Raw genomic sequence first — 23,571 nt, 5'->3', positions numbered from 1 at the left:
TCTAGCACTGGTGAATATAGCGTTCCAGTTCTAAACACGTTGCTTGATAGACAGATTGGAGCGCAGACAACTTCGCTTTCGCATTCTCGAGTCGGTTCTCCCGTGCAAGCTGTTCAATATCCGACAGCAACGAGGACAAACGCCCGACACCCAGACTCACGCTGCCTGATTTCAACTCATGAGCAGCCTCTACTACTTTTGTGACTTCGCCCACAGCAGCCAGTTCTCTTAACTTATTGATTTTGGCAGGTGTATCACTTGTATACATTTTGACCAATGACTCCAGTAGTGCCGTGCTGCCATCCTCGTCCAGCAGCATAATTTCACGTATAACTTCCTTATCCAAAATCGGCTCGGTTTCCGGCTTTGGAAGCCATTTGACAAGCTTTTCAGAGAGCTTTTCAATCGTTACTGGCTTTATCAAGTAATCGTTCACTCCAACCTCCCGGCCCCGTGCCTGATCCTCCTCAGACACATTCCCGGTCAAAGAAATGATCGGTACAGGTGGTTGCTGGTTTTCTGCTTCCCGCTGGCGGATCGCTTTTGCCGCATCATGACCATTTAGCAGAGGCATGTAATGATCCATTAGAATACAAGCGTAGGATCGTTCGGAGGCCGCTTTTACAGCAGCTTGTCCATCCTCAGCAAAATCAATATGCTGGAATCCCAAATGGTTAAGCTGTAATTGCACCACCTGACGATTTACCCGATTATCCTCAGCCACCAAAATAGTTAGAGAATGACTATGCTCACGCAGCAACTCGCTAAATACCTTTAAATCACCATTTTCACGCTTCTCCATTTCGCCTGCCTGCTCCAATCCTTTCATGAGGGGAATTTCAAACCAGAACGTGGAGCCTTGGCCTTCTGTACTGACGACCCCAATTTCTCCCTGCATGAGTTCCACAAATGAACTGCATATCCATAGCCCTAGACCCGTTCCTCCATATTGGGAGGCGCTGCCTTCACCGGCTTGTACATAAGGCTGAAACAGCTTATTCTGATCCTCCGGTGAAATCCCAATACCCGAATCCTGCACCTCAAACCGAACACGTTGGGAATCTTTTGTTTCTTCCACTAATTTTGTTCGAACGATGAGCAATCCTTCACTCGTAAATTTATTCGCATTGTTCAACAGATTGAGCAAGATCTGCATGATCCTTGCCGAATCTCCCTCCAGATGCTCTGCCACATCGGTATCGGTCTCTATACTCAACCGGTTACCCATCTGATAGATTTGCGGCTCCAACAACTGAGCAACATGGCTCATAATCGCCTGAACTCTGACGTTTCCGATCTCCAGCTCCATCTGTCCTGCTTCCACTTTGGATATATCAAGCAGATTATTAATCATGTTCAACAACAGGGAGGCTGACTCACGTATCACACCGATGGCCTGCCGTTGATCCGGGGAAAGTTTGGATGAACCTAACATTTCGATCATTCCAAGTATTCCGTTCATTGGCGTTCTGAATTCATGACTAACCACAGCCAGAAAAGTGCTCTTTAGGTCATTAGCCCGTACCGCTTCTTCCTTCGTCCGTGATAATTCCGCATTGCTTTTGGCAAGCTGACGCTGCAGATTAACCAGCTCGTTGTTCATCGCTGAAAATTCATTCAGCAGCTTTTCTTCCTCAGCCTTGCTTTTCACTATCTCATCCGTTAATTGTTCGACCGTTTTCCGCAGAACAGCCATTTCTGCTGTCGGTTCCTTCATATTAAAAGGCCCCCTTTACAAAATGACTTACAGGTTCACAAAACCAACCTTATTTCCTGAGCGAAAGTAAGTCACCCGCAACCTCCAGCGCTTCTTCCGCACCTGGTGCGTATCCGTCCGCCCCTACTTCTTGCCACAAGAGGGAATCGAGATTAAAAGGCAAGCCTCCGACCATAATTTTCACATGGCTAGTCGTTGGGTCTTGCCGAATGAGAGCAATCAACTCTTTCACTAGATGGACATGGTAAGCCATGGTAGCTGAGATAGCCACTACATCCGCCTTGTAACTCACAATGGCCTGAAGCAAACTCCGGTTAGGTACATTGGCGCCTAAATAATACGTATCCCAACCATCCATTTCAAATATATCAGCCAGCATACGCACTCCAATTTCATGCTGCTCGCTGCCTACACACGCCGCCACCAGGCAGCGTTCCTTACTTCCACTCCCCATCCATCTGGGATACAGGCTTGAAATAATAAATTGAGTCACGGCAGTGCAAAAATGCTCTTGACCGACGGTGATTTTGCCTTCATGCCATAGACGGCCTATTTCATATTGCGAAATTTGAAAAATATATTTATACGTATGTTGAATAGAGATACCCTCATCCAGCAAGCGAACGATCCAATCCAAAGCCTGTCTGCGATTACCTGAGAGTAAATATTCCAAATATTGAGCCACGTCAGCAGCATAGGGATTATCACCTGTAATAAAAGAGGCATACTCCTCTTTCTTCCCAATTTGCTGTATCCCCAAATCCAGGTGCTCCAGCACCATGACTTTATTCGTATGATCGAAGTGCTCTACCAACGTCTCCTGGATTAATCTGAAATTGATGCTCAAATCTTCTTGGGTTATCCCGAAACCCTCCAGAAGCTTTTTTAACCAAGAAACATACTGTGTAAATAAAATAGGGCTGTTCATGATTACACTTTCAGCCAAATAGTTCAAACTATATATGGAATCCTGTTTTGTCTTTATTTTACCGTTATCCCCAAAACGCTGCAAAAGATCGGGCTGTAATTCGTATTGCTTATGGGTAACTAATTCAGCCAAAGCTCCTGCTTGCATCAATAGCGATTCACCTGCGGTGTATTGCTGTATACTCATGTACAGCTCCTTCCCCGACAAGGTTTTGTATTCGAAACAGGTACTGGGAATTTGTTCCGGACGTGACTATTAGACAATTATACCTGATTTGCGTCTCTACATTAACCCTACTCCCCCATAATACGACAAAAAAATAAAATACCGAAAAGTCGGTATTTTATCTAAAGCAGATTTAACCTGCACATGCACAATTTATGATCCGTTACTCTTCTGCCCCTCAGCCGTTAGTCCAAGCTTTTTTAACAGATGAATAGCCTGCTCCTTCTCTTCCACGGATAAGCCATCCACGGTCTCCATAATAACACGATGATGCTGCGGGAATATTTGCTCAAAGAAATGACGTCCATCATCAGTCAATTCTGCATAAATCACACGCCGATCATCTTGCGAAGCACGACGGGTAAGCAAGTTTTTTTTCTGAAGTTTATCTACCACGTACGTAATATTCCCACTAGAGATTAGTACCTTTTCTCCAATTTTCTGCAAAGGCTGGGGTCCCCGATAATACAGCAGATCAAGCACACCAAATTCTGTTGTATTTAATCCATGACTATGAATGTCCCGATTCGTACGAGACGTGACCGAATTATAAGCACGAGCCAGAACAACGAACAAATTAAGTGCTAGGTCCTGATCATCTGGTTTTACAGACATATTAACAGCCTCCGTTACTCATATCTTTATTCCAAGATATCTTAATTGTGCGCTTTTGTCAAGTTTAAGCGTTCCTCCCCCTACTCCTACGGCCTAAAAATGGAGGAATTGTCGTCTATTATGTGAAGATTACAGTTCATTATGTAAAAAAAGTCCGCTCTCAGCCAGTCTTAACACACTGATTCAGAGAGCAGGACGATTATATTGCAATCCCTAACTTCTTACGTAAAAATACGTAGGCAATACGGCCGCATAATACTCCCAGAACATTCAGTATGATGTCATCCACATCCATTGTACCTGCGCCCAGCAGCATTTGGGACACCTCAAGAATGACCAGTGCGATCACTATCGTTAACAACAGACTGCCTATACTTCGCATGGACACCCAAATGATAGGCACAAGGATACCGAAGGGAATGAATACGCCAATATTACCGAGCAAATTAACACCCCATACCCGAAAAGGAAACGACTCCATTGCCCGCCAGTATTGCCTGATCGTATCAAACGGCACAATATTATACGAATACGGGGGTCCTGGCCGTAATGTACGACCAAAACCGAGAAACATCCAATATAATAGAAGTCCTGTATATAAAATCAATAACACCAATGCCACATGATGAAGCAGACGGGTCCTAGACATTACTTGTTACGGACGTCGATCTGTCCATTGGCCCGTGCGATAATCACCTGGTCCGCCATATTAATGAACAGTCCGTTATCGACTACTCCCGGAATTTGGTTCAAGCGGATTTCCAACTCCTGCGGATTCTCAATCGTACCATAGCGACAATCGGCAATATAATTACCGTTATCCGTAAGGTAGCGCTCGGCGTCTTTCATACGCCACTCCGCTTTACAGCCCGTCTGCCGCAAGGCCTCCAACGTCCATTCACTGGCAAAGGGTACGACCTCAACAGGTAAAGGAAATGCACCCAGCACCTTCACATCCTTGGACTCATCGACAATAATAATTAATCGGTCGCTATTGCTTTCCACAATTTTCTCTCTCAGTAAGGCTCCGCCTCCACCTTTCACCAGCACCAGCTGCTCATTCACCTCATCTGCACCGTCGATGGTAACGTCAAGCCTTCCAATCTGATCAAACGGAATGATGGGAATTCCCAGCTCCCTGGCCTGATCTTCCGACGCTTGGGATGTAGCTACAGCCTGTATATGTAATCCTTGCGCTACACGCTCACCAATTTTTTGAATAGCCCAAAAGGCTGTCGAGCCTGTACCAAGTCCTACTTTCATGCCGTCCTGAATCGCCTCAACTGCTTTTTCGGCCGCTTTTTGCTTCAAATTCATTATCATCTCTCCCGCTATATAGGCTAGTATTGATCATCATCCATTTTATAAGAGAACGCTTTATATTAACAGAGACAGCTTTTTACCATAACAAAGGCTGTTTTCATCGTGTTCATACTCCCCAAATCGTTCAATAGGTTCGTATCCCCGCTTGGTATAGAGAGCAATCGCTTCAGGTTGAGCCGCTCCGGTCTCCAATTTAATCCTTACAACTCCCCGTTTTCTGGCTTCCTCTTCCAAAAAAGATAATAGGCTCACCGCAATTCCTTGTCTGCGATAAGAGGAATCGACATAAAATCTTTTAAGCTCCATTTCTTCCGCACCTATAGGCCTAAGCCCTCCACAAGCCACCGGTTTTTCGTCCACATACACAACAGCGAAAACCATCTCTTTAACTTTAGGATTGGAAAAATCAACCAAGTAAATTTCGTCGGCAGAATACCTTTCCAGCAAGTCCTCATCCAGCCTTTGAATCAACTCATGCAGATCCTCGTGATTACTCTCAACCTTTAAAATCGTAAGCTTGGACATTCTTCTTATCCCTCTTCTCTTTGCATAGATATAAGGACTCATTTCGCAAACAATTCACAAAAACCGCGATAAATCAAGCATTTCCAACGTTAAATATGAAAAATGTCCCAAATTGATAAGTGCATTTGACTCTATTATAAAGTATGATGGTTTCTGTTGAATAGTTGCTTATGGACTGTAATGAATTCGAATTTCAAGTTGAAGTATAAATTGGAATATACTGAAACACAGACAGCGTTTACCTATTAAAAATTAATTTTTTATTGTGTAAGCTATTCATTTCAAGGGCTTTTCGTACGACATATATATAGGGATATCTTACTTGTCTATAAAAGGACTTAAGACCTATTACATAAAATTCAAGGGTCTATGATCTCTATTATCATGTTTGTAAGGGGGACTTGATTATCTCATTCGATAAGCGGTTCAACACCATATACAAAAAATACAACCAGGGAGTGGAACATTTTGAAAAAGTGGAGTAGCTTATCATTCTTCACCAAAAACCTATTATTATCCTTCTTCAACATCGTATTGATTGGGCTAGTCCTTATTGTGTCCAGCTATTTGATCCAACGTACGATTTTGATAGACCAATTGCATGGGCAAGTGGAAAAAATCACATTGAAGTGGGCCCAGGGCATTAATTCCGATGAAGTAACCCAAGCGGTTCAAGAGAAAAATTATGATGGACCCATTCAAACCAAACTCCGCGCGTACCTAGATAACATCATGGCGACGAATCCAAATATCTCTCATGCCTATATTTTCGGGACGGAGCTCGAAAATGGCAATCTGACATCTATTGTGGCGATGCCAACGGATCTCAGAGAAGCATTTGAAAAAGATAAGATGCTCGTTGGCTCTATGTATGAGCAACCCAATGTCGTGGCAGTAGGCGTAACCGGTATGCTGGACAGTGGCAAACCAACATTCACCAGCTTCTACGATGATACTTTTGGTACATGGACGACTTTGATGACTCCGATTAAAGATCCAAGCGGCAAAATCTTTGCATATTTTGCAGTCGATGCAGATGCCGGTGCCGTACCTGCAGGATTGACCAAGCTGCTCATTAGCGGCGCTACCATTTTAGTGATTTTCCTACTGATCTGCCTGGCGCTTCAATATTGGGTTGTGAAACGTACGCTGTCCCCGATTAAGCAATTGATGTACGGTATCAGCGAAGTAAGCAGAGGAAATCTGGATGTTCAAATTCATGCAGGTCATGATGATTTAGGACTCGTAAATCAGAATTTCAACGATATGGTAAGTCATATTAACAGCATTATGACCAAGGTGAAGCAGACAACTGATGAAGTCAATGAATCTGCCAAAGAATTGCTCGCAATCTGCGAACAAAACGGAATCAATTCCAACATCATCAATCAAAATATCAGTGAAATCACGGAGAATATCCGTTCGCAGGAAAAAGCAACAGGCGATAGTGCACGTGCCATGGCTGAAATGGCTTCGGTCATTCAAAATATTGCCACGAGTTCTTCCAATGTTGCGGAAGAAGCCAATTCGGTAGAGAAACGCTCTAACGAAGGCAACGAGATTGTAAGTAAGGTATCATCCCAAATGCACTTGATTACCGATACAGTAACCAATACTTCCCGTATCATCAAGTTGCTCGACAGTCGTTCGCAGGAAATTGGCAATATCATCAGTACCATTTCAGGCATCTCCAGTCAAACCAACCTGCTCGCTCTGAACGCTTCTATTGAAGCTGCGCGCGTTGGTGAAGAAGGTAAAGGCTTTGCCGTCGTTGCCAGTGAAGTACGTAAGCTGGCAGAACAATCTGCGGAGGCAACCAAACAGATTACATCACTGATTGAAGAAATTCAAAATGAAATCGGACAAGCTGTGAAGTCGATGGAGCAAGGAAACGTTGAAGTTCAAAACGGAATCGTCGTTGCTGGACAAGCAGGCGTGCTGTTCAATGATATTCTTCAAGCAACTAAAAATGTAGCATGGCAAATCCAAGAAGTATCCAGCGCTACTGAGCAAATATCTGCGGGTACACAGGAAATGACAGCGACAGCAGACGATCTTTCTTCCACTGTAACCAAAACAGCCAATAACAGTGTTCACATTGTGCAAACGGTGGAGGAACAAAAAGCTTCTTTGGATTCGATTATTGATTCATCCCATAAATTGACATCCATGTCTGAAGAGCTTCAAGAAATTACATCTTATTTCAAAATTGCAGACATCAACCGTAGCAAATCATAATAGCCATTTATCGACTTAAAGTTAATTTCATAAGTAAATCATTCATTCGGTAATGCCTCCCTCCTGTTCATGCATTTGAAGGGATCGGAGGCATTTACTGAGTTTACCATTTATATTAAGACATCATACATTCAGGAGGTTAGCGTAATGGCTTCATTACTACAAAACAGTACACAGACAACCCCTTCCCCATTCCTAGTTCCCTTGGATTATGCACGTATACAACGCAAGCATACATCCTCTACTTATCAAGTAGAGTTAGAAGCGTCCATCTCGGAACAATTAAATCAGCAAAAAACTGCGGGAGACAAACAAGCGTTGCTCTTATCAGCATATACTGCATGGGTATATCGCCTTTCCGCAGAAGAAGAAGTTTCTTTTTCTACTTTCGTGCCACAAACTGGTCTGCTTACAGCTTCGCTGACAGTCGAAAAGGAAACGACTTTTCATGAACTAGCAGACTTATTTCAGGAGATGCTCCGTCAGCCAAGTGCATACCTTGCGGAACCACAAGCCGATACTTCATTTTCGACAAATCTGCCTACGGACAGCGGTGTAGAATCCCGCATTATGGATTGGGCTGTCAGTGAACACAATGGCGCTTATCAAATACAGATACGATATGATCAATCACTCTTGCTGGAAACAACGGTTGTCCGATACGCAGAATACTTTGAAACCCTTTTGCGTGGCGCGCTAACCAACAGCCATGCACCTGTGAATTCAATTGATATATTATCGGATGCAGATCGAGCTGCTCACGAAGCTTTAAATAATACAGTCGTGAAATATCCTGAGCATCAAACTATTCATGGAATGTTTGAGGAGGCGGCTTCACAATACCCTGATCGTCCGGCTATTGCTTCCCACACTGGAGAGTACACGTACCGTGAGTTGAACGAACGCGCTAACCAAGTCGCACGTGTCTTGTTATCCAAAGGTCTTACCAAAGGTGAATTCGTGACCATCTTCATGGAACGGAGCTTAGAGACCGTTATTTCACTGCTTGGTATCCTAAAAGCCGGAGGCGTATATGTACCTGTTGATCCCGCCCACCCCGCTGACCGGAGTAGCTACATTGTCGAAGACACGCGTTCTCCTTTTGTATTAACAACTTCCGCACTTATGGAACAAGCGACTGAACTGTGCGGTTCTATTGAAACGGTAAAAGAAATTTTAGCTATTAACGGGCCGCTGGCAGGCTATGCTGCAAGCAATCCGAACGTTCGTGTAAGTCCGGATGATCTAGCTTATGTCATCTATACATCCGGCTCTACAGGCAAACCGAAAGGTGCCCTGATCGCTCACCGCGGTGTTGTTAACCTAGGAGCTGTCGTGCAACGCGATTGCGACATTACACCTCAGGATGTATTGACCCAATTTGCAACCTACAGCTTTGATGCATCCGTTTGGGATACCATTGGAGCCTTGTTTTACGGTGCAAAATTGTACTTGCTGTCTTCTGAAGAGCGTGTATCTGTTGAAGAATTCGCTGAAGCCATTGCACGTACAGGCACGACGATTATTACCATTTTGCCAACTGTATTCTTTAATCAGCTATCTACGTACTTGTCAGACGAAGGCTATCGCAAACTCGCTAATGTACGGATTGTTACTGTAGCAGGCGAAGCGCTGTACGGCTCCCAAGTTCGAGCGTTCCAAAGCAAATTCGGTACAGATACCGACATCGTAAACGTATACGGACCGACCGAATGCACCGTAGCGACAACGACCCATCGGGTCCGTGGTGCCGTGCCTGAGCATGTCGTCAATATCCCGATCGGCAAGCCGATTTACAATTACAAAGTGTATATCGTTAACGATGATAACAAGCTCTGCCCAGTCAATATTCCGGGTGAAGTATGTATTGCTACTCCTGCATTGGCCCATGGTTATCTCCATCAGCCAGAACGTACAGCGCAATCGTTCGTGGACAATCCTTTTGTTCCGGGTGAAAAAATGTACCGCTCGGGTGATATCGCCAAGCTGCTGCCAGACGGTACGATTGAATACGTAAGCCGCAAGGATTCGCAGCTCAAAATTCGTGGAAATCGGATTGAAATCGGAGAAATTGAAGACCATTTTTCCAAACATCCAGGTGTTCAGGACGTCGCTGTGGTAGCCGTCAAAGATCACACAGATCAGAACATGCTAGTTGGCTATTTCACCACTTCGGATGGACAATCCATTCCACAGGACGTTATTCAGTCTTATATTGGGGGCAAGCTGCCTTCTTATTTTGTACCGAGTCATGTCGTTCATTTGGAAGCTATGCCAATTTCACCAACTGGCAAGATCGATCGCAAAAAGCTGGCCCTGCGACCACTACCGGAAGCGTCTGATCTTTCATTTGGCGGGGAACCTCTCCGAGAAGGAACCGAAACACTCATTGCCGAAGCATGGACTCAAGTGCTTGGTAAAAATAACATTGGCGCTACCGATGATTTCTTCCTGATCGGGGGCGATTCGCTTCGTGTCATCCATGTGCTGGCTATTTTGAAGCCGCGTTATGGCGCGCTGCGCATCGGAGATTTTTTCCGCTACAAAACCGTTCGTGAGCTTGCTGAATACGTGGAACAATTAGGTACGGAACAAATGCCGCAACGCAAGCCACTCGCGATTTCTCAAGAAAAAATGGATTTGAATGAGCATCCTATTGAGCTGTCTGATGCTTCTGACTTAGCTGAAGTCCGCGACTTGCGCGTGATTTTGTTGACTGGAGCTACAGGCTATCTGGGCTCGCACATTTTGTATGACCTGCTTCAACGGACAGAAGCCAAAATATACGCGATGGTACGCCCTTCTCAGGACGGTCCATCTGGTATCGAGCGTATTCAGTCCGTATTGACGGGATATTTTGGACATGATATCTCCAGCTTGATCGAAGGACGAGTGAAGGCTGTCTATGGGGATCTGGAGCAAGCTGATCTGGGTCTCTCTTCTGTCGACCGCCATATGCTGGAGCACCAAATCGACGGCATTATTCACAGCGCCGCTGACGTACGTCATTTTGGTGATTCGGCAGCCTTCGATCGCACGAATGTGACCGGAACACTGGAACTGCTGAAAATCGCCCAAGCCAAGCCGGGAGTATCCTTCCATCATGTCTCCACTATGGGAATACCGGAGGATCTTGCTAACGAAGGAAAATGGGAGTCGGCATTGGAGCTTTCTGCCTTCCCAGATGAATTGAACGTGGACAATCTGTACACGAACAGTAAACTCGCGGCGGAGAAGCTGTTGTTCCAAGCAGCTCAGGAGGGTACGCCTGTCTCGATCTATCGCGCGGGTAATTTGACAGCCCATTCGGCCAACGGACGCTTCCAGCGAAATATTGATAGCAATGCTTATTATCGTATGATGAAGGCGATGCTGCTGCTGGGCAAAGCGCCACAAGCCGATTGGCATACGGACTTCACACCGATTGATTACGCCAGCCGTGCTATCGTAGAGCTGTCTGTTCATCAAAAAAGCGCAAACCGTATTTTCCATATCTGCAATCCGAACCCACTGCCATATGATGAACTGATCGCTATGGTAAACCAACTCGGTTACGCAGTAGAAACCCTGCCTTTTGACGATTACAGCGCCTGGTTGCTAAATCCGTCTTCCGGCATTCAGGAGGATGCACTTCACCTTGCTATGGGACAACTAGAAGGTGACGGAGCCAAGGATTCAGCTTACCGTTACGGATGCTCTGTAACCACAGCTCTGCTGGAACAAGCTGGCGTTCAATGCCCGGCAACCGACCTGAATTTTATTCGGAACATGATCCAGCATGCCGTCGAGATCGGTTACTTCCCGACCTCTTCACCGGTATCTGTAAAAGCTACACAGAGGTAACAAAGTTGTGATATTTCCCCCGCGTGTTTTCGGTATGATAGACTAGATTTTGCTAGTTTCATATCTAGTATAAACCTCTATACTTTCAGAATTTTTTTGCATGCGGGGGATGTCATTCAATGAAACACACTTTTTTTAAAAGAACGTTGCTAATCATAAGTTTGTTGGCTATTTTAGGAATTTTGGTGTATGAAGCACGTAGCATATACCACACACCTACAGTTAAAGGGGCTCATCGTACACGCACAGCTAATGCAGATCGACTGGTACGCCATTTATTTTCACTGACGCCTACACCAGATAAAGTATATTACCAAAACAAAGTAATTGTCCTGATGTATCATGAGGTGACCAAGACTCCACCTGATCCCGGTGCTCTCAAGCTTAGTAATTTAACGAGGCAGTTGGACGAAATGAAAGCTAACGGCTTCCACTGGATCACGATGAAAGAGTATACGGATTTTATTTTACATAAAGCCAAGGTTCCTGATAATGCGGTACTTATGACATTCGACGATGGCTACGAGTCCTTTTATACGGACACTTTTCCTGTGTTGAAAAAGTACCAGGTACCGGCAACCAATTTTCTCATCACGTCCACGATCAGCAATCCCAAACATATTGGTATTCCAAAGCTGACATGGGATCAAATTCATCAGATGCATGCTGAAGGCATTGATTTCTACAATCATACGAATGACCAGCATGCTTACGGATACTCCAACACAGCGCGCACCCAACAAAAGCCGCTTCTGATGGCTCCAGTGTATTCGAAAAAGCTGGGGCGAATGGAAACCGAGAATGAGTTCAAACAGCGAGTTTCTACCGATTTGGACATGGCTGACAAGAAGCTGTTCAAGCATCTACACAATGATCAGAATGTACTTGCCTTCCCTTATGGTGGGTATACCAAGGAGACGATGGAAATTTGCCGTTCCTTGGGTATTGACGTTACGTTTACGGTGAAACGCGGGATTAACTCGCCAGGGCAAACGAACGGCTATCGCGTCAATGCAGGTGGAATACACAATATTCCCGAAGTATTGGTGCAATACATGAAGGAAGGTGCTCCCCTTCGCCCACTTCCTTTTGCTCAAGGTCCCAACAAGGTATCCTAAACGTTGGCTAGCTTATTGAAGGATAAAAAAGAACCTTTAAAACCATTTTATGTCGTGGTTTTAAAGGTTTTTTTAATGTATGAGATGTAGATTAGGGCCAGATGCGAATTGCCGCGATAACAGCCAGATGTACCGGGTAAAAGCTACGCCACAACCAACGCGGTACCCGACTATAAAATCCGCTTTCTCCAGTTGCAAAACATACGATCAGAATACTGGACAGCAGACTAAAGTGCTGAAGATTCGCGTGATGCACCATGTCATACACTACGTTCAAAACAAAATGGGCTGCAATCATCATATATGAACGGGTGTATCGATAAATCAGAACCAACAGCAGTCCATAGGCTCCGTAATCCATCTGGCTGAGCTCCATAACCAGAGCTGAGACGACGTACAGGCACGTTACAGCCGTCCAATGCTTTAAGTGGGATGCAGCAGCCAACGCAAGCAACGAGGCCAATAGCGTCCAGATTACGTTCGGTCTAAGCACATCAAACGCCAGCATATAGGGCACCTGAGAAATCAGAGCCAGTCCGAGTAGACGAAGCATGTAGCTCTGCATGTCTCGGGTATGAGTATATCCCGCATACAGCGCGTACGCGTAGATTGGAAAAGCAAGCCTGCCGGCAATTCTCCAAGCCGGATCCGTCGGAAAAAACACAAGTCCGACATGGTCAATCAGCATCGTCAGCATGGCCAACCAGTACATACAAGGCCCCCTTATTTACGTTTTACGTTTTATCTTCTGTCAAGCTCAGAATGGCGTTCATGATGTCCGTTTTCGTAACCCGCCCTACCAACTCCCGAATTGGAGTTGAGGAGCTACATTGCTCGTCCAAAACTGGAAGACAATTGACCTGATGCCGAATCAGTTTCGATATCGCTTCCAGTAAAGTGTCTTCTGGAGCAAGCGTCGTCATTTGGGCCCGGCGCGTCATTGCCATGGTCACCGGGACGGTGTGAAGATCGGTATGCCCCAGCATGACCTTCAGCAAATCCTTGCGGGTAACAATTCCAATGAGCTCCTGCTCCTCTCCTGTGACCATCAGGGTGCCTGTATTTTGCTGAAACAGCATTAGCACCGCATCATAGGCGGTCGTGTCACCGGAAATCAAAATCGGATCACTAAGTATATCCGCCACCGTCAGCTTTTTGAGTATGTTTCCGATATGACTATCATATTTAGGATGACGCCCTGGCAGGTAGCCTACCTTCGGCTTGGCATCCACCAGTCCGAGCATAACGAGCAGAGCAAGGTCAGAACGGAGAGTCGGACGCGTCAATCCCAGTGTTTCAGCAATTTTATCCCCCGTAACAGGTGCCAGACGCCGGACAATATCAACAATTTCCCGCTGTCTTTCAGACAGTTGAATAATGATTACCTCCTTATGGAGTGGGGTAGAATACATTATAAAGAGCATAGATCGGTAAATTTCAGCATCTTCCGACAATTCATCAAATTTTAATCATACACCGCTTGTTTTCAAATTTAAAATGTGTCACAATTAAGAATGTAATACATACTAATTATAAGTTTAACGTGTGCAATATGCTACATTTATAATGAACTATTGTACATCGCATGTGATATGTATTATGTATTATATAAACCTGAGGAGGAAATCAAATGAAATTTTTCTTGGATACTGGTAACATTGAAGAAATCAAACGTATTGAACGTTTGGGTCTGGTTGATGGTGTAACAACGAACCCTTCACTGATCGCTAAGGAAGGTCGAGTGTTCAAGGAAGTCATTCAGGAGATTTGCAGTATCGTTGAAGGTCCCGTAAGTGCTGAGGTTATTGGTCTGAAAGCTGAAGACATGCTCAAAGAAGCTTATGATATCGCCAAGTGGGCACCGAACGTGGTTATCAAGCTTCCTATGACTGAAGATGGCTTGTACGCTTGTAACGAGCTGACCAAGAACGGAATCAAAACGAATGTAACACTGATTTTCTCCGCGGCTCAAGGTTTGATGGCAGCCAAAGCTGGCGCTACTTTTATCAGCCCGTTCGTAGGACGTCTGGATGATATTGCTGTTGATGGTATGAAGCTGATTCGTGAGCTGAGACAAATTTTGGACATTCATGGTCTGAAATCCGAAATCATCGCCGCATCCATCCGCAATATTAAGCATGTAGAAGATGCTGCTCTGTCTGGTGCACATATTGCCACCATTCCAGGTTCCTTGCTCCCTTCTCTGTGGAAACACCCACTGACAGACAGTGGTATCGAACGCTTCCTGAAGGACTGGGAAACCGTACCTAAAGCTTAATTCGCCAGTCATGGCAAACGATATTATATCAACCCAAACAGCCCGTATTTTACGGGCTGTTTTTTTTGCTGTAGTGATAGCAGAACCCAAAACGCTGAACAACTTTTTTTGACAAAATAACTTGTTGTTCATATAATTGTTATAACAACTAATTAATTTCAAAGTAATTTATGTACGGGAAACAGAAAGGAGTACCTATGAATAACTTGCCTCCCGATTGTTCCATTGGGATGTTGCTCGGGATTACTCACCGCAAAATGAGTCAGCAGCTCTTGCAGCGCCTCAAACCTTATGATATTTCCCCAGAGCAATGGTCGGTTCTGTTCCAAATCTATCAGGCTGAGGGTTTAAATCAGAAAGAAATTGCAGCTAAGGCCGTGAAGGACCAGCCTACCACGACTCGAATTATTGATTTGTTGGACAAGAAGGGCTGGGTACGGCGTGTAAATAGCCCACAGGATCGTCGGGCCTATTTGCTTCATCTGACTGAAACAGGCCGACAGCTTGTGGAGAAGACTCTTCCTGTCGAACTTGATACCAATCACGATTTTGTAAAAGGAATTTCCTCGGCCGATCTGAAGCAATTCCGCCGGACTCTTTTACAAATTCACGCCAACATGACCGAATCAGAAAAACAAGGAGAGAACGATTAATATGCAACAAGGCAAGCAACCTCTTTGGACCAAGGAATTTATCGTTCTTACGGTTTCCAATTTATTTTTGTTTCTGGAATTACAGATGATCCTATCTTCCATTCCTTCTTATGTGAAAAATACATTCCACGCTAGTTCCGTTCAGGTGAGTCTCGTTACCACCTTATTCGCTTTAAGTGCGATTGCAGCACGACTCTTTTCAGCCCGTATGCTGGAAAAGGGACATCGCAGTACCCTGATCTTCGTGGGACTGCTGTTTGCATTGGCAGGAACGCTGGGGTACAGTGTTTCGCCAACGATTACAGTGCTTCTGCTCATGCGGATGTTATTTGGGATTGGCTTCGGTATGAGTAGCACGGCCTTTCCAACGATGGCCTCTGACGTCATCCCGCCCAAACGTCTCGGTGAAGGAATGGGCTTCTTTAGTCTGTCCACTAGTCTAGCGATGTCGATTGGGCCGACCATCGGCATTTCGATGCTTCAATACGGGAGTTTCAACCTGCTTGCCTATACGACAGCAGCTGTAATTGTTGTGATATTCCCGTTGGCTTACTGGCTGATTCGTACACTACCCAAAGGGCACATCGAACCACCTATGGTTCCTTTGGAAGAAGGGCGAAAACCGGCATTTAACCGTAAATTGTGGGTTCCCGCCTTGTTGAACATGCTGATGTCTATCACATATGGTGGATTACTCGGCTTTATGGCGCTTTACGGGGATGAAGCAAATCTGGCACATCCGGCCTACTTTTTCCTGTTTAATGCGGTATCCGTGCTGATCGTGCGTCCCTTCTCGGGCCGTATTTATGACAAAAAAGGGGCAAAAGCACTGCTCATCCCTGGCTCCCTGTTTTTAATTGGCGGTCTGATCCTGCTTTCCTACGCACACAGTGATGTCTTCATGTATATGTCTGCTCTTTGCTACGGTATCGGGTTTGGTGTCATGCAGCCGACCCTCCAAACCTGGATGATTCAGGTCGTGTCTCCTAAACAGAGGGGCATGGCAAACGGTATGTTTCTCAATTCCCTCGATTTCGGGGTTGCAGCCGGAGCGCTTATACTTGGCATTATCGCCAAAGCAAGTGATTATGCGTGGATGTACCGTCTTTCCTCGCTGTTTGTTGTACTGTTCTTACTAATCTATGTCATACAAATCGTTGTGAGCCGCAAGCCTAAGACGCATCTCCCTTTAGAAGGGTAGACTATATTTTACAAATGAACATTAGCTCTTACTTGCTTAGTTATCAAAAACACCCGTTGCCATGGTTTCATGGACAATGGGTGCTTTTTCATTTATTTCGCAGGAGTTTTGCGTCTTAGCTTGGGAGAACGAGGCTTTTCCCGGGACACGCTTGTTTGCTCCTCATTTACACTCATACGGTCCGTGGATTTGTCATCTGTGGGTTCATCCTGCTTGGGTCTGACCGCAAACAGCATCAGCAGAGCTGCAATGCCTCCCACTGCGGCCATCACGCCAAAGAGCAGACCATGTCCACTGCTGCCCAGCAGCAAGGATACAACCGGAGGGCCTAGTGACACCCCGACAAAGCGCATGCTGCTATACAGGGCAGTAATGGTTCCGCGTTCCTCTTTTTCAATTCCCTTTGTAATGAGAGAATCCAAACAAGGCAGCGCAAGCCCAATTCCGCCGCCCCCTAACGTAAACAGTCCGATCACCGCATAAATATTTTGGATAAATCCGAGAATGGCAAAGCTGATCGTCAATATGGCCAAACCACTAAAACCGATCCACTTCATACGCTTTTTGTGCTTGCCGATGATCTTGCCTCCTACATAAGAACACAGACAGAGGGAAATCAGCGGAATGGCTAACACAAAACCTTTCCACACTCCATGGAGGTTGTAACGACTTTCCAAGATGTCGGATAAGTAGAACAAGACGCCAAAAATGACAAACATACAAATGCCGCCCATAGCGAAAATAGCATAGAGCCAACGTCCTTTTTCGGCAAGCACCCGCTTCACATTTCCCACAAACTCCCGAAACATAATCGGTTGGTTCTTACGCTTAGGCACATGGATCAGCCAAAGCACCAAAATGAGCGAAATCAGACAGAGGCCTGGAATTACGGCCAGTGGCAAAAACCATAGAACAGCTCCCAATGCGGCACCGAGTATCGGACTTAGCACTTTGCCAAATGTGTTGTAAGTCTCGACGACCCCCAGGTTCTTACTGGCCTCATCCTCATTCTCGTACAGATCACCCACAAGCGGAATGACTATAGGAAAAGCCCCTGCCGCTCCCGCACCCTGAAGTAGACGGCCTGCAATAATGGTCCAGTATGCTGCCGAATCGTGAAGCAGCCATGCTCCCGCTGCAGAAATCCCCCCACCAATCACTGTCAGAATCAGACAGGGAACAATCACCGCCTTACGGCCAAATCGGTCGGAGAGATAGCCCGCAATCGGTATCAGTAAAATGGCCACCACCGCATATACTGTAATCAACATGCTAATCCGAAAAGAGCTTACATGTAGCTTACGTCCGATTTCCGGTAACACAGGAATCAGCATGGAATTACCCAGCGTCATCATCAGCGGGATGGAACCTAACGCAAGCAGATTCCCCTTATTTTGTTGCATCCCGTTACCACCTTTGCAAAAGTAATAACACAGCTGTTCAGATTTGTTCAACAGATGTTATTGTGTTTACATTGGTGGGGATTTATACGGCTACACTTTAAATCCACCGACCCTTGCATTCAGCAGTTGCGACATATCCGCCAGTGTATGAATAGATGATGCAATTTCCTCCATGGAAGCCAGTTGCTCTTCAGCCGCCGCACTGACGCTCTGGGTTCCTCCTGCCGACTGCTCTGCTACTTCACGAATACGTTCTACTGCTTCCACCATTCGCTCTGATCCGCCGGACATTTGTTCTACGGACCGGTTTACATTGTGAATCTGTTCGCTGACCTGTTGAATGGAACTTCCAATCTGACGAAATGCGGTTTCTGCGGATTGCATGACCTTTACGCCAGACTGCACTTCAACCGTCCCTGTCTGCATACTGGAAGCGACATTTCCAACATGCTCCTGAATATTTTGCACAAATTGTGTGATTTCTGCTGCTGAAACCGATACCTGCTCGGCCAATCTTCTTACCTCAGAGGCTACAACTGCAAATCCTTTGCCCTGCTCTCCGGCTCTTGCCGCTTCAATCGACGCATTGAGCGCCAGCATTCCTGTCTGTTTAGCAATTCCAGTAATAACAGCTCCAATCATGCCAATCTGTTCGGCCTGTTCACTAAGTGAACGTACAGCACGTGCAGAGCTGTCTACACTTTCGCTTACCTTCTCCATCTGACGCATAGCCTGACCTATAGATTGTTCCCCTGCTTCTGCATCTTTAGCGGCTGTATCAGACAACTCATATACCTGCTGGCTCGTAGCTGCAATATGCTCCAGTTCGTGGGCAAGCTCTTTCACAGTATCTGTAGTTTGTGTAATATCGTCGACCTGATGCTCCATACCAGCCGCTAATTCTTCCATTACACCGGAAGTATGACGATTGGCCTGATTCATTTCCTCTGTACTTACGCTAACCCGTTCTGCGGTTACGGTTAATGTACGCGCCGTATCCTGAGCATCCACTATAATACTGCGGAATCCCTCAATAAGCTTGTTGTAGGAGCTTGCAATCATACCGATTTCGTCTTTGGACGTAATATCCAGTCGGCTACGCAAATCTCCCCCACCTTCAGACATTTCCAACAGTTGCTCATTCATATGGTGTAATGGACGAATTGAACGAATCAGAACGATGGATTGAAAAATACTGTAAATGATAACCAGAAGCCCTACAATACTCGTAATCAAGGATGTATTCGTCATCGTTTGGTGCGCTTGCTGTACTTTCACCGTCACCATATCCTCTTGAGCTTTGACGAAGGCTACTACCTTGGTATCAAGTTGCTTGCGCAACACCCGTTCGTTTTCAAAATCATCGAGCAAATCAGAAAATGGCGGGAAAGCGTCATCTCTTGTACTCTGATACCCCGCTGTAGTCAGTAAACGATGAACTTGATTCATATAGGTATTAATCCCCGTCTTGAGATCAGTCATCTTTTTACTAGAATCCTCATTGCCTGTACTAAGCAGAGCTTCTGTCTCCTGTAGCAACTTTGCAACTTCACTTTGCTTGTTTCCGATCTCTTTCCCATACTGTTCGTCACGAGTTAGCAAATATGCCCGCTCATCATTAGATATGCCGTTTAACAAAAATTGAAGAGACTTCGAGTTATACGCAATAGCCTCTTCACGATTCATAATATCCTTGTACTCATTCTCACTATGTACGCTTAAAATGTAATTGGTCAGCAGCATTGCTGCAATCACACTCGGGATCAGTATCGCGCTAAGAATCATTTTGGCCTTAATCGTTAAATTCATGAATCGGTCCCCCAGTTATTTCTGAATAAAATGTCCAACTTACTATATATCGTTTTATTCGATTGTTTTTTTGAATGAAATAGAAAATAGTGTATAGATTTTTAAATATATTTATGTCTATTCAGTGAACATATATATCTTTTTTAATATCAAAAAACAAAAAAATTCAAAATTAGGTAAATGAACTGTTTTCAGTTTGTACTCTTCGAATTTCAGACTATTTAAATGATATACTATGTATTGGTATAGCATAAGCCTCAAGGAGGATCTGCATGAACAGTCTGGAGCTCAAACCGCTTATTCACGTGCTTAACGAGTTGGAAACCCGCAGCTGCCTTATTGAGCAGCAGGGTAACATGATCTTGAATTACTATCGTGAACCTCAAATTGCTAACGAACTCTATAAAATAAATTCCTGCACCAAAAGCGTGATTTCTGCATTAGTTAGTATCGCTATGAACCAGCAACAGGGACCGAAACCGGAGACGTCGATCCTCGAATTCTTTCCCCAGTTGGCCACAGATAGTGATTCTCGAAAACATGATATTACGATTGAACATCTGCTGACGATGTCCGCAGGCTTTAACTGGACGGAGTTTGGCGGACAAAACTCTTTTCCTACCATGAGCAAAACGTCAGACTGGGTGCAATTTGTACTTTCACAGCCATTATCGGATGTGCCAGGCACGCGAATGGAGTACAGTTCTGGCTGTTCTCAACTTTTGGCCACCATACTACGTCATGTTTCTGGACAAACAGTTGCTGAATTTGCCGAACAGCAATTATTCCAACCGCTCGGTATCGAAAGCTACCATTGGGAAACCGATCCTCAGGGAACTCATACGGGAGGCTTCGGACTGCATCTCAGGCCAATGGACATGCTCAAATTCGGGCAGCTTTACCTGAATGAAGGAGGCTGGGAAGGACGGCAGATCATCCAAGCAGAGACGGTTCGATATTCAACCCGTCCGTTTCTCCCTGCTGCCAAACCGCAAAAAGCATTTTACGGATGGCACTGGTGGACTTCTTCCTTTTCAGATGGAACAGATACAGGAAGTGAAACGGACTATTTTTACGCTCTCGGCTTTGGTGGGCAATATATTGTTGTCGTCCCGTCGTATGACATGGTTGTTGTCGTTACCGCCGATAAATTCAAAAAGAAACGGACTCCTGTGGATATTTTCCGGCAGTATATTGTACCGCTACTACTCCAGCAGAATGGATAGGAGTAGATAACCAATGCTAAAAGTTGCAACTGATTCTATCAAAAATCTGCATCAAAAAGGGCTTGCCTGTTGGATCAAGCAAGCCCTTTCTTTACATATAATCGCTACATTGTGACATACTTCATCCACTTTCTAGCGCCTTACCTAGCCCAAGTGAATCGTAAGCTCTTGCTGTCCACTGGAAGCTGTTGTAATAATTACACCCTGTTCTCCCGACTGGCTGCTGCCTTGCTCCACTTGAACAACCTCGTGGATACCGCGCAGGACGATCGACCATGGTTTAACAGCACCTTCTGCCTTCACTGTAATGACAGAATCCTTGCGGCTGGCAATAACCGTTAACTCTTCTTCACCTGACGTATTCACGATAACCGTTCGAGCCTGTTGCCCCTCACCAAGCTCAAACAAATGAAGCGCCACTTGATCAGCATAATCATAATCCGGACGACTGTCCTCATGACCGATTGCCAACAGTGTGTTCGGCTTCACGAGCACAGGCAAAGTTGTAAAATCATGATGCTCGTTGACCCAACGACCACCTGACACTCTCTCATTCGTAAGTAAATTTGTCCACTGACCTTCTGGTACATAATACTGTACATTGCCTTCTTTATTAAAGATTGGGGCTACCAAAATGGAATCCCCCAGCATGTATTGCAGATCCAGTGTTGCACAGGTTGGGTCCTGCGGGAATTCCAATACCATAGCCCGCATCATCGGCAGTCCCTTTACCGAGGATTCCACAGCAGAAGGATACAGGTATGGCATTAGCGAGCATTTGAGTTTTGTAAAGCTACGCACCACATCCACTGATTCTTCGTCAAATAGCCAAGGCACGCGATAGGATTCGTTTCCGTGCAGACGGCTATGGGAGGACAGAAGTCCAAATTGTACCCACCGTTTGTATACGTCCGGCGCAGCCGTTAACTCAAAGCCGCTAATATCATGGCTCCAGAAGCCGAAGCCGCTCAAACCAAGCGACAAACCGCCTCGTAAGGATTCCGCCATCGACTCATACGTCGACGAGCAGTCTCCTCCCCAGTGAACCGGGAACTGTTGCCCCCCGGCTGTAGCGGAACGTGCAAATAACGCGGCTTCATTTTTACCCAGCTTTTCCTCCAGCACATCAAATACAGCCTTATTGTACAAATGCGTATAATAGTTATGCATTTTCATCGGATCAGATCCGTCATGATATACCACATGGGTAGGGATGCGCTCGCCAAAATCAGTTTTGAAGCAATCTACCCCCTGTTCTACCAACACCTTCAGCTTATCCTGGTACCAGGCGACTGCAGCCGGATTCGTGAAGTCAACCAGCCCCATCCCCGCCTGCCACATATCCCATTGCCACACGCCACCATCGGCGGTTTTGACCAGATAACCATTCTCCATGCCTTCATCAAACAAAATGGATTTTTCAGCAATGTACGGATTGATCCATGCACAAATTTTGAGACCCTTTGCCTTCAATCTTTGCAGCATGCCTTCCGGGTCTGGGAACATGTCTTGATCCCACTGGAAATCGCACCATTGGTATTCCTTCATCCAGAAGCAGTCAAAATGGAATACCGAGAGCGGCAGATCTCGCTCAGCCATCCCGTCCACAAAATGATTCACTGTGGCTTCATCGTAATCTGTTGTGAACGAAGTGGTCAGCCACAAACCAAAAGTCCAGGCTGGTGGTAATGCAGGCTTACCCGTCAGCTTGGTGTAATTGTCCAGTACCTCTTTAGGGTTAGCTCCACCAATAATGAAATACTCTAACGATTCGCCGGAGACGCTAAACTGAACCTTTGATACATTTTCCGATGCAATCTCATAGGATACCTTTTCCGGATGGTTGACGAACACACCATACCCTTTATTAGATAGATAAAATGGAATGTTTTTATATGCCTGCTCACTGCTGGTCCCGCCATCTTCATTCCAGATATCGACCACTTGGCCATTTTTTACGAACGGAGTGAAACGCTCTCCGAGTCCGTATACGTACTCACCGATGCCCAGCTCCAGCTGTTCCCGAAAAAAAGGCTGATCCTGCGGGTCTGTAATATATCCTGGTCCCCGATGTCCGCTACCTGTGACTCTGCGATCCTCGACATAAAAGCCTACGTCCCAGCTCTTTCCACGACCGACTCGCACACTCAGATCGCCGCTTTTCAGTACCGCTGCGTCCTCATCCACCGTAATGCCTACCTCTGTTGGCAAGGTGTGAATTTCAAAATCCGGTCCCTGATACACCCGTCCCTTATGGTGGCTTAGACGTACCCGAATGACATTCGGCATAGGCGAGCTGTAGGTCGCTTTCAGCAACGCTCCGTTCAGTGTATCTCCTTTATGCTCGATCCGGTGGGTTGCTGCATATACCGTCATGGAAGCATCGTCCGTCACGATATCACGGATTTCAGCAGGATTTTGTATTTCATAGCCCTTGCGAACCAACCAATAGCCATCAGTAAATTTCAT

18 protein-coding genes are annotated in these 23,571 nt (G+C 45.6%); 7 read left to right on the top strand and 11 right to left on the bottom strand.

The window, feature by feature from the left end; translation table 11 throughout:
- Window position 1: 1 nt before the first annotated feature.
- From NSQ57_RS09415 to NSQ57_RS09390, 6 genes are all read right to left on the bottom strand, one after another.
- Window positions 2–1,717 (bottom strand): ATP-binding protein, encoded by a 1,716-nt coding sequence (locus tag NSQ57_RS09415; protein WP_342425947.1) that lies wholly within the window; start codon window positions 1,715–1,717, stop codon window positions 2–4.
- Window positions 1,718–1,766: 49 nt separating this feature from the next.
- Window positions 1,767–2,831 carry a cobalamin-dependent protein gene (locus NSQ57_RS09410; RefSeq protein WP_069011378.1) on the bottom strand — a complete coding sequence of 355 codons (1,065 nt, stop codon included), beginning with the start codon at window positions 2,829–2,831 and terminating at the stop codon, window positions 1,767–1,769.
- A gap of 192 nt (window positions 2,832–3,023) precedes the next feature.
- Window positions 3,024–3,485: a MarR family transcriptional regulator gene (locus NSQ57_RS09405; RefSeq protein ID WP_013309820.1), complete on the bottom strand. Its 462-nt coding sequence runs from the start codon at window positions 3,483–3,485 to the stop codon at window positions 3,024–3,026.
- A gap of 199 nt (window positions 3,486–3,684) precedes the next feature.
- Window positions 3,685–4,134: a VanZ family protein gene (locus NSQ57_RS09400; RefSeq protein WP_165147658.1), complete on the bottom strand. Its 450-nt coding sequence runs from the start codon at window positions 4,132–4,134 to the stop codon at window positions 3,685–3,687.
- Window positions 4,134–4,802: a ribose-5-phosphate isomerase RpiA gene (gene rpiA, locus NSQ57_RS09395; protein ID WP_209948004.1), complete on the bottom strand. Its 669-nt coding sequence runs from the start codon at window positions 4,800–4,802 to the stop codon at window positions 4,134–4,136. Before rpiA ends, NSQ57_RS09400 begins: the two co-directional genes overlap by 1 nt.
- 60 nt (window positions 4,803–4,862) lie before the next feature.
- Window positions 4,863–5,333: a GNAT family N-acetyltransferase gene (locus NSQ57_RS09390; RefSeq protein WP_342425946.1), complete on the bottom strand. Its 471-nt coding sequence runs from the start codon at window positions 5,331–5,333 to the stop codon at window positions 4,863–4,865.
- Window positions 5,334–5,801: 468 nt separating this feature from the next.
- Here NSQ57_RS09390 and NSQ57_RS09385 point away from each other — a divergent pair, with 468 nt between their 5' ends.
- The 3 genes from NSQ57_RS09385 to NSQ57_RS09375 all read left to right on the top strand — a co-directional run bounded on the left by NSQ57_RS09385 (window position 5,802) and on the right by NSQ57_RS09375 (window position 12,532).
- On the top strand, window positions 5,802–7,571 hold the full coding sequence (locus NSQ57_RS09385) for a methyl-accepting chemotaxis protein (protein WP_340955153.1): 1,770 nt from the start codon (window positions 5,802–5,804) through the stop codon (window positions 7,569–7,571).
- Window positions 7,572–7,718: 147 nt separating this feature from the next.
- Window positions 7,719–11,414 (top strand): amino acid adenylation domain-containing protein, encoded by a 3,696-nt coding sequence (locus tag NSQ57_RS09380; protein ID WP_342425945.1) that lies wholly within the window; start codon window positions 7,719–7,721, stop codon window positions 11,412–11,414.
- Window positions 11,415–11,533: 119 nt separating this feature from the next.
- Window positions 11,534–12,532, top strand: a complete 999-nt coding sequence (locus tag NSQ57_RS09375) for a polysaccharide deacetylase family protein (protein WP_342425944.1) — start codon at window positions 11,534–11,536, stop codon at window positions 12,530–12,532.
- Window positions 12,533–12,623: 91 nt separating this feature from the next.
- On the opposite strand, the gene NSQ57_RS09370 is transcribed toward NSQ57_RS09375, so the two are convergent.
- Together NSQ57_RS09370 and NSQ57_RS09365 are read right to left on the bottom strand one after the other, a co-directional pair.
- The gene (locus tag NSQ57_RS09370) at window positions 12,624–13,244 is read right to left on the bottom strand and encodes a TraX family protein (RefSeq protein WP_039274832.1); all 621 of its coding nucleotides are present in this window, start codon (window positions 13,242–13,244) and stop codon (window positions 12,624–12,626) included.
- Window positions 13,245–13,266: 22 nt separating this feature from the next.
- Window positions 13,267–13,956 (bottom strand): CBS domain-containing protein, encoded by a 690-nt coding sequence (locus NSQ57_RS09365; RefSeq protein ID WP_342425943.1) that lies wholly within the window; start codon window positions 13,954–13,956, stop codon window positions 13,267–13,269.
- A 206-nt stretch (window positions 13,957–14,162) separates the two neighbouring features.
- On the opposite strand from NSQ57_RS09365, the gene fsa reads away from it, so the two are divergent.
- The 3 genes from fsa to NSQ57_RS09350 all read left to right on the top strand — a co-directional run bounded on the left by fsa (window position 14,163) and on the right by NSQ57_RS09350 (window position 16,664).
- A complete protein-coding gene (fsa, locus tag NSQ57_RS09360; protein WP_013309811.1) occupies window positions 14,163–14,810 on the top strand; it encodes a fructose-6-phosphate aldolase in 648 nt (215 codons plus the stop codon).
- A gap of 197 nt (window positions 14,811–15,007) precedes the next feature.
- Complete coding sequence (locus NSQ57_RS09355; RefSeq protein WP_029516787.1) at window positions 15,008–15,463, top strand: MarR family transcriptional regulator; 456 nt, start codon at window positions 15,008–15,010, stop codon at window positions 15,461–15,463.
- 1 nt (window position 15,464) lies between these two features.
- A complete protein-coding gene (locus NSQ57_RS09350) occupies window positions 15,465–16,664 on the top strand; it encodes an MFS transporter (protein WP_029516786.1) in 1,200 nt (399 codons plus the stop codon).
- 92 nt (window positions 16,665–16,756) lie between these two features.
- Here the strand turns inward: NSQ57_RS09350 and NSQ57_RS09345 are convergent, their stop codons facing one another.
- Window positions 16,757–18,067 carry an MFS transporter gene (locus NSQ57_RS09345; RefSeq protein ID WP_029516785.1) on the bottom strand — a complete coding sequence of 437 codons (1,311 nt, stop codon included), beginning with the start codon at window positions 18,065–18,067 and terminating at the stop codon, window positions 16,757–16,759.
- A 90-nt stretch (window positions 18,068–18,157) separates the two neighbouring features.
- Window positions 18,158–19,876 (bottom strand): HAMP domain-containing methyl-accepting chemotaxis protein, encoded by a 1,719-nt coding sequence (locus tag NSQ57_RS09340; protein ID WP_069011371.1) that lies wholly within the window; start codon window positions 19,874–19,876, stop codon window positions 18,158–18,160.
- Between the two features lie 272 nt (window positions 19,877–20,148).
- On the opposite strand from NSQ57_RS09340, the gene NSQ57_RS09335 reads away from it, so the two are divergent.
- Window positions 20,149–21,102: a serine hydrolase gene (locus tag NSQ57_RS09335; protein ID WP_342425942.1), complete on the top strand. Its 954-nt coding sequence runs from the start codon at window positions 20,149–20,151 to the stop codon at window positions 21,100–21,102.
- Window positions 21,103–21,246: 144 nt separating this feature from the next.
- Here the strand turns inward: NSQ57_RS09335 and yicI are convergent, their stop codons facing one another.
- Complete coding sequence (gene yicI / locus NSQ57_RS09330; RefSeq protein ID WP_342425941.1) at window positions 21,247–23,571, bottom strand: alpha-xylosidase; 2,325 nt, start codon at window positions 23,569–23,571, stop codon at window positions 21,247–21,249.

Source organism: Paenibacillus sp. FSL L8-0502 (assembly GCF_038593055.1).
Lineage (GTDB): Bacteria > Bacillota > Bacilli > Paenibacillales > Paenibacillaceae > Paenibacillus > Paenibacillus polymyxa_D.
This window is presented reverse-complemented; position numbering and strand designations above follow the sequence as displayed.

Bases quoted from the DNA above. Each gene is read 5' to 3' on its own strand.
- NSQ57_RS09415 (WP_342425947.1), bottom strand. From the start codon at position 1,717: ATGAAGGAACCGACAGCAGAAATGGCTGTTCTGCGGAAAACGGTCGAA.
- NSQ57_RS09410 (WP_069011378.1), bottom strand. From the start codon at position 2,831: ATGAGTATACAGCAATACACCGCAGGTGAATCGCTATTGATGCAAGCA.
- NSQ57_RS09405 (WP_013309820.1), bottom strand. From the start codon at position 3,485: ATGTCTGTAAAACCAGATGATCAGGACCTAGCACTTAATTTGTTCGTT.
- NSQ57_RS09400 (WP_165147658.1), bottom strand. From the start codon at position 4,134: ATGTCTAGGACCCGTCTGCTTCATCATGTGGCATTGGTGTTATTGATT.
- rpiA (WP_209948004.1), bottom strand. From the start codon at position 4,802: ATGAATTTGAAGCAAAAAGCGGCCGAAAAAGCAGTTGAGGCGATTCAG.
- NSQ57_RS09390 (WP_342425946.1), bottom strand. From the start codon at position 5,333: ATGTCCAAGCTTACGATTTTAAAGGTTGAGAGTAATCACGAGGATCTG.
- NSQ57_RS09380 (WP_342425945.1), top strand. From the start codon at position 7,719: ATGGCTTCATTACTACAAAACAGTACACAGACAACCCCTTCCCCATTC.
- NSQ57_RS09375 (WP_342425944.1), top strand. From the start codon at position 11,534: ATGAAACACACTTTTTTTAAAAGAACGTTGCTAATCATAAGTTTGTTG.
- NSQ57_RS09370 (WP_039274832.1), bottom strand. From the start codon at position 13,244: ATGTACTGGTTGGCCATGCTGACGATGCTGATTGACCATGTCGGACTT.
- NSQ57_RS09365 (WP_342425943.1), bottom strand. From the start codon at position 13,956: ATGCTCTTTATAATGTATTCTACCCCACTCCATAAGGAGGTAATCATT.
- fsa (WP_013309811.1), top strand. From the start codon at position 14,163: ATGAAATTTTTCTTGGATACTGGTAACATTGAAGAAATCAAACGTATT.
- NSQ57_RS09355 (WP_029516787.1), top strand. From the start codon at position 15,008: ATGAATAACTTGCCTCCCGATTGTTCCATTGGGATGTTGCTCGGGATT.
- NSQ57_RS09350 (WP_029516786.1), top strand. From the start codon at position 15,465: ATGCAACAAGGCAAGCAACCTCTTTGGACCAAGGAATTTATCGTTCTT.
- NSQ57_RS09345 (WP_029516785.1), bottom strand. From the start codon at position 18,067: ATGCAACAAAATAAGGGGAATCTGCTTGCGTTAGGTTCCATCCCGCTG.
- NSQ57_RS09340 (WP_069011371.1), bottom strand. From the start codon at position 19,876: ATGAATTTAACGATTAAGGCCAAAATGATTCTTAGCGCGATACTGATC.
- NSQ57_RS09335 (WP_342425942.1), top strand. From the start codon at position 20,149: ATGAACAGTCTGGAGCTCAAACCGCTTATTCACGTGCTTAACGAGTTG.
- yicI (WP_342425941.1), bottom strand. From the start codon at position 23,571: ATGAAATTTACTGATGGCTATTGGTTGGTTCGCAAGGGCTATGAAATA.